A 3,387-nucleotide genomic window follows, 5' to 3' on the forward strand; every position below is an offset into this window, starting at 1 on the left:
GCAGCGTGTCAATCATGCCGTATTTCACTGCGACTCCTTCGCGAAACAGGCCGCACACTTTTTTATGAAATCTCGCTCCATCTTGACTTCTGCCAGCTCACGTTTGATTCTGGATAGCTCTAATTCAAGCTCAGTCAGTGATTTCTGGTGTTTACCTACGGTTGGGAGTGTGCCTTGTCGGTCAGCATAAACCCGGTTCTTTAACGTCCCCTTAGGTAAAGATAGTCGTTTCGCTGCTTCAACCAGGGTTAATCCACTTTCTTTAAAAAACTTGACCGATTGCTTGCGGAATTCATGGCTATATCGTGTCCGGGGTAATTGTTCCATCTATATCCTCCATTTCATGTCTATATTTTATGAAACTTTGGACTCCACAAAACTCAGCATACCTCATACCTGTACCTTAGTACACCTGTACCTTAGTACAATATAAAACATCATGGAAAATGTAGATACTCCGGCAGTAGCAATTTTTTTGCTACTGATTTAGTTTTAATGAATGTATTTTCCTATACGCTGACTGGTGTGTCTGGCATGACGCATATAGCAGCATCAACCTTTTTGGAGAGAACGTCATATGAAAACTATCATTGCAAGGAGTTTTGTGGCCAAATTGAGCCTCTTGTGTGTGGCCGGAGGCATTACCGGCGCCGTCCTGCTCACCCCCGCCGCGGTCAATGCCGCTGCGCTATTGCGGACGGCGCTTACCCTTGCCGCCGGCGAAGACCCCAGCCTGCCGAAGTGCGATCCGGTGGGACTAGAGACTTGCGCCGTGGGCGATGCGCGTATGATCAATGGGCCGATCGTCAGGGTCACCGTTGAGAACATGGACCCGGCCCGCTTCCCGGCGGGTCCCGCGTGCAGCGCGGAGATCACGGCTGGAGCCATCAGCGTCAAAGGGATTCATTTGGTTGCGGACGTTGCGCCGGACGGAAGACCTGTAACGGCCGTGGATCTGAAGAAACCCGGCACCGTCAAAATTGGCGACAAGGTCCACGTGACTGTGAAGTGCCAGTTTACCGACGCGCACGGCGTGGTCCAGAAGCACGAAACCCAGTGGGGAGGATCCTTCTAAGCAGCCAAAGCACGTCGTTATAAGATGAAATCATGCAGGCGACGGGTCACTCCCATCGCCGGCAGCATGTAAAATTTATCGATCTTTGCAAAATTCACAACATCGCTCGTATCTGTCGTTTCCGCCTGCGCGGGAATGACGGGGTCAGTTTTGTAGTTGTTACGATTTACGTAAAGCTCAATAATGACGCCCGCTACCCGCCGATTGCCATTGAGGTTGTGTCCGATTGCGGATGAACGCCTGGCGCGCAACCAGGATGGGCAAGTGGTATTGACGCTGAAGACACCTTATCGGGATGGCACGACCCATATCGTGATGTCGCCACTGGAATTCATGCAACGGCTGGCTGTGCTGGTTCCCCGGCCAAGGCTCAACCTCATTCGCTTCCATGGCGTACTTGCGCCGAATGCCAAACCGCACCCTGAGATTATTCCTGACAGCAAGAAAAACAAAAATCATGTATCCGATAGGAATGACGATGCGCCGCCTTCCCCGGCTTCTGTGCGCATCAGTTGGGCACTTTGCTCAAGCGGGTGCTTGATATCGACATCGAACACTGTCCGCATTGTGGTGGAACCCTGAAAATCATCGCCGCCATCCTGGAATCCAGTGCAACCACTAAAATTCTTGACTATCTCGGCTTGTCTTCCCGAGCGCCGTCACGTTCACCTGTGCAGGTCCAGGGTCTTTTCGATCCCGTCTGATTCGTGGCTCATCTTTTGCAGCACACTTCCTGATTAAGCTGACCATTCCGCTTGAGCGTCTTTCGCGTAATTAGCAAAAAACGATCAAAAATCAACACTATTTGCTGATGGTATGACACAAATTTTGTGAATTTCGGATTAATTGCCGGTATGGTTGACAACCAAACCGTTCCTGAGTACATTCAGCAGCGTATTTGACTATGCACACGTCATTATGTATATTATATTCATAAAAAAGAAGGAGTTATTTTTCCTATATACTTTAATGGAAGGCTTTACGGTCGTGCGCACCTCAACCTTGTTCTCGCCGAAGAAAGGTGGGGCGGAAAGCGTAGCATTGGGTCGCACGTCGCCGGTCGCCGCATACCATCGTTGCGTTCGATCCTCTGAGCTTTAGTCTCCATCAGAGCCCTGCAAAGCGGATGGCCCTTTACGCGAATACATGGAGATTATGACGCAACGCATTTTAATTACCGGCGGCGCAGGATTTATCGGATCGCGGTTGGCAAAATCGCTTTGCGAGGACAACGATGTTATGGTCTTCGACAATTTCCATCCGCAGGTCCACGGCTATACGCGGGTGGAAGAGGCGACCGGCCTGGTCGGCAAATGCCGTATTGTTCGCGGAGATGTAGCCAACGCCGAGGAACTCAATTCCGCAGTCCGCGCCTTCAATCCTGACCTCATTTATCATCTCGCTGCCGAGACCGGTACCGGACAATCGTATGACGAGCCTACGCGCTACAACCTGGTCAATGTGGTGGGAACCAGCAATTTGATCGAAGCGGTACGGGCTCATGGAAGCGCGGTGCGGCGCATCGTGCTTTCGAGCTCGCGGGCTATCTATGGCGAAGGTGCTGCGCGCGACGCGCAAGGCCGAGTGCGCAATGCACCGCCGCGACGCATTGAAGATATGCGGCGAGGCGATTTCGACCTCAAGGACGAGCAAGGAGCGATTCTGGCGCCTGTTCCCACGTCTGAAACGTTGTCGGCCACGCCTGCATCAATCTACGCTTCGACCAAATTGATGCAGGAGTATATCTGCACGCAGTGCGTCGCGGGGACCGAGGTGGAAGTTGTCATCTTGCGCCTGCAAAACGTCTACGGTCCGGGCCAATCACTGCGCAATCCCTACACCGGCGTGATCTCCATCTTCTGCCAAAAGGTGGAACAGGGAGAGTGGCTCGACGTGTTCGAGGATGGTCAGATCATTCGCGACTTCGTCTATGTCGACGATGTCGTTGACGCGTTTCGCCGCTGCGGAACCTTGCAGGCGTCTTCGTCGCTGCCGATCAACATCGGCAGCGGCACGCCGGTTTCGATCCTGGAGATGGCAAAATTCGTGCTGTCGCTCTATGGCCGCAGCCCGGATGACTATCGCGTCACTGGAAACTTCCGCGCCGGCGACGTGCGCCATGCGGTTGCGGAGATCGCCCTGGCGCGCGAGCAATTGGGCTGGCAACCGCGAACCGGCTTTGCTACGGGACTGAAGCATTTCGTCGAATGGGCAAAGTGATGTGGCTCCCTGTAACTGGACAACCTGAAAGAAAGTTAAGCTCTGACATATAAAGTTAATCAGGTTCAGGCAACCCGATTGATTCTTTGGTG

General features: G+C 52.7%; 4 protein-coding genes. 3 read left to right on the plus strand and 1 reads right to left on the minus strand.

All coding sequences use genetic code 11. From position 1 onward, the window contains the following. Positions 1 to 24: 24 nt before the first annotated feature. Positions 25 to 327 carry a transposase gene (locus tag BLV54_RS14800; RefSeq protein WP_090572361.1) on the minus strand — a complete coding sequence of 101 codons (303 nt, stop codon included), beginning with the start codon at positions 325 to 327 and terminating at the stop codon, positions 25 to 27. Positions 328 to 577: 250 nt separating this feature from the next. Between BLV54_RS14800 and BLV54_RS14805 the strand changes: the two genes are divergently transcribed. The 3 genes from BLV54_RS14805 (at position 578) to BLV54_RS14815 (ending at position 3,295) form a co-directional block, all read left to right on the plus strand. Continuing rightward, the gene (locus BLV54_RS14805; RefSeq protein WP_090572362.1) at positions 578 to 1,075 is read left to right on the plus strand and encodes a cupredoxin domain-containing protein; all 498 of its coding nucleotides are present in this window, start codon (positions 578 to 580) and stop codon (positions 1,073 to 1,075) included. 183 nt (positions 1,076 to 1,258) lie between these two features. Continuing rightward, positions 1,259 to 1,657: a transposase gene (locus BLV54_RS14810; RefSeq protein ID WP_090572363.1), complete on the plus strand. Its 399-nt coding sequence runs from the start codon at positions 1,259 to 1,261 to the stop codon at positions 1,655 to 1,657. Between the two features lie 573 nt (positions 1,658 to 2,230). Then, a complete protein-coding gene (locus BLV54_RS14815) occupies positions 2,231 to 3,295 on the plus strand; it encodes an NAD-dependent epimerase/dehydratase family protein (RefSeq protein ID WP_218132434.1) in 1,065 nt (354 codons plus the stop codon). The last annotated feature ends 92 nt before the right edge of the window (positions 3,296 to 3,387 follow it).

It is taken from the genome of Nitrosomonas sp. Nm33 (genome assembly GCF_900107265.1).
Taxonomy (GTDB): domain Bacteria; phylum Pseudomonadota; class Gammaproteobacteria; order Burkholderiales; family Nitrosomonadaceae; genus Nitrosomonas.

Coding starts and splice junctions, on each gene's coding strand:
- BLV54_RS14800 (WP_090572361.1), bottom strand. CDS start 327: ATGGAACAATTACCCCGGACACGATATAGCCATGAATTCCGCAAGCAA.
- BLV54_RS14805 (WP_090572362.1), top strand. CDS start 578: ATGAAAACTATCATTGCAAGGAGTTTTGTGGCCAAATTGAGCCTCTTG.
- BLV54_RS14810 (WP_090572363.1), top strand. CDS start 1,259: ATGACGCCCGCTACCCGCCGATTGCCATTGAGGTTGTGTCCGATTGCG.
- BLV54_RS14815 (WP_218132434.1), top strand. CDS start 2,231: ATGACGCAACGCATTTTAATTACCGGCGGCGCAGGATTTATCGGATCG.